Source organism: Burkholderia sp. Ac-20345 (assembly GCF_017104825.1).
GTDB classification, from domain to species: Bacteria; Pseudomonadota; Gammaproteobacteria; order Burkholderiales; family Burkholderiaceae; genus Burkholderia; species Burkholderia lata_B.
This window is the reverse complement of record NZ_JAAGPO010000464.1, coordinates 1-1,982: the sequence shown is the minus strand read 5'-3', so window position 1 is coordinate 1,982 and position 1,982 is coordinate 1. Positions and strand designations below refer to the sequence as shown.

Here is a 1,982-nt window from a genome sequence, read left to right as displayed (position 1 = left end):
GCCGCGATCAGCGAGCCGGCCATCAGCAGGGACATCAGAAGTTTGCGCATCTTGGGTTTCCTCTTGTCGCTTGTCTTGTCTGTTCTGTTACAGCGCGTCTGCGCCTGTCTCCCCGGTGCGAATCCGGATCACCTGTTCAATCGCCGTGACGAAGATCTTGCCGTCGCCGATCTTGCCGGTGCGCGCGGCCCGCTCGATCGCCTCGACCGCCTGGTCGACGAGATCGTCGGACACGGCTGCCTCGATCTTCATCTTCGGCAGGAAATCGACCACGTATTCGGCGCCGCGGTACAGCTCGGTGTGCCCCTTCTGGCGCCCGAACCCTTTCACCTCCGTCACCGTGATGCCCGAGACGCCAAGCGCCGACAGCGCCTCGCGCGTCTCATCGAGCTTGAACGGCTTGATGATTGCGGTAATGAGTTTCATGAAGTCCTCTCGCTGGGTTGTCCCGTCGAATTGGTTGGAATGTTGTAACGGACTCTTCTCAGCAACTCGCATGCCATGTCGGTTCGCGCACCGTTTCAAAGGGCTTCATCAAGGGGTCGCATCCCGTGATGTAAGGTGCGGAAGCCCGGCCGAATGGCCAACGTGGCCCGGTTTGCTGGCGCGGCGAAAGGATCGTTGCTAGAGTGCACGCACGTCCCGGATCGCCGGGACATTCACCCATGCGGGCGCCATGCCCGGAATTCGCGCTCCGGGCGCACCATTTCCGGTCATGCGTGCATCATGGGCACGTACGCAACTGAAGATGCACATTTTTTGTGCAAGGAAGGGGAATCACATGAAGCAACCCAGCGACGTTTTCAACGACCTGCAGTCGCGCGTCAGCGATCTGCTGAAAAACTCGCCGGCCAAGGACGTCGAGCGCAACGTGAAGGCCATGCTGTCGCAAGGCTTCTCGAAACTCGATCTCGTCACGCGCGAGGAATTCGACACGCAGGCACAGGTGCTCGCCCGCACCCGCGTGCGCCTCGAGGAACTCGAGAAACGCGTCGCGGAACTCGAGCAGAAGCTCGCCGCGCCGCAAGCCTGACGCCCTACCCGGCCGCAAGGTCCGGGCGCGGGCCGCCTCGTGCGGTTCGCGCCCGCCGCCCCTAAAGCACTGAAGCACTGAAGCACTGAAGTCACCGTACCGCTCTTCGTCGTCCGTCGTTCTCCGCAGTCCCCCGCTCTTCGCTGTCCATCGCTCTTCGTAGTAGCCCCGCTCTTCGTTGCCCATCGCTCTTCGCAGTCCGTCGTTCCGCAGTTCCTCGTTCTTTCCCCGCGCCACGCCGGCAAGCGCGCACCGATTCCTCCGATTCCCGCGGCATGCGGCCCCGAACGGCCGTCGTCCGCCCGTCTTGTTTACAGGAGCCTCGCCATGTCGCTCGCCGTGGTGCGCAGTCGCGCGCCCGCCTCCGGCCGTGCGCCGGACGTCACCGTCGAAGTCCATCTCGCCAACGGGTTGCCGTCGTTCTCGATCGTCGGCCTGCCCGATCTCGAAGTCCGCGAAAGCCGCGAGCGCGTCCGTGCCGCGCTGCAGAACTGCGGCTTCGAATTCCCCGTACGCCGCATCACCGTCAACCTCGCGCCGGCCGACCTGCCGAAGGAGTCGGGGCGGTTCGACCTGCCGATCGCGCTCGGCATCCTCGCCGCGAACGGCCAGATCCCGGCCGACGCGCTGGCCGGCCGCGAATTCGCGGGTGAACTTTCGCTGACGGGCGCACTGCGGCCAATGCGCGGTGCGTTCGCGATGGCGTGTGGCGTGGCGCGGGATTGGCAGGTTGCGGAAAGCGCCGTGGCTTCCGGTTTGCACGCCGGCACGCTTCCCGATTCGGGCGACGGCGGCCGAGCTGCCGGCCCCGAGTCGGGCTCCGCCGCCATGTCGAACGCGCCCGAGCTGTACCTGCCGCTCGCCAGCGCTGCCGAAGCCGCGCTCGTGCCGGGCGTCACCGTGTTCGGCGCACCGGACCTGCCAGCGCTATGCGCGCACCTCACCGATA

The 1,982-nt window shown here is 65.6% G+C and carries 3 protein-coding genes; 2 read left to right on the top strand and 1 reads right to left on the bottom strand.

Annotated elements, in window-relative coordinates; all coding sequences use genetic code 11:
* Positions 1 to 87: 87 nt before the first annotated feature.
* Complete coding sequence (locus G3O06_RS47990; protein WP_027789049.1) at positions 88 to 426, bottom strand: P-II family nitrogen regulator; 339 nt, start codon at positions 424 to 426, stop codon at positions 88 to 90.
* A gap of 355 nt (positions 427 to 781) precedes the next feature.
* On the opposite strand from G3O06_RS47990, the gene G3O06_RS47985 reads away from it, so the two are divergent.
* Both G3O06_RS47985 and G3O06_RS47980 read left to right on the top strand, forming a co-directional pair.
* Positions 782 to 1,033 (top strand): accessory factor UbiK family protein, encoded by a 252-nt coding sequence (locus tag G3O06_RS47985; protein WP_006489451.1) that lies wholly within the window; start codon positions 782 to 784, stop codon positions 1,031 to 1,033.
* A 327-nt stretch (positions 1,034 to 1,360) separates the two neighbouring features.
* Positions 1,361 to 1,982: magnesium chelatase domain-containing protein (locus G3O06_RS47980; protein WP_277403805.1), on the top strand; the 622-nt coding region annotated here is incomplete at its 3' end.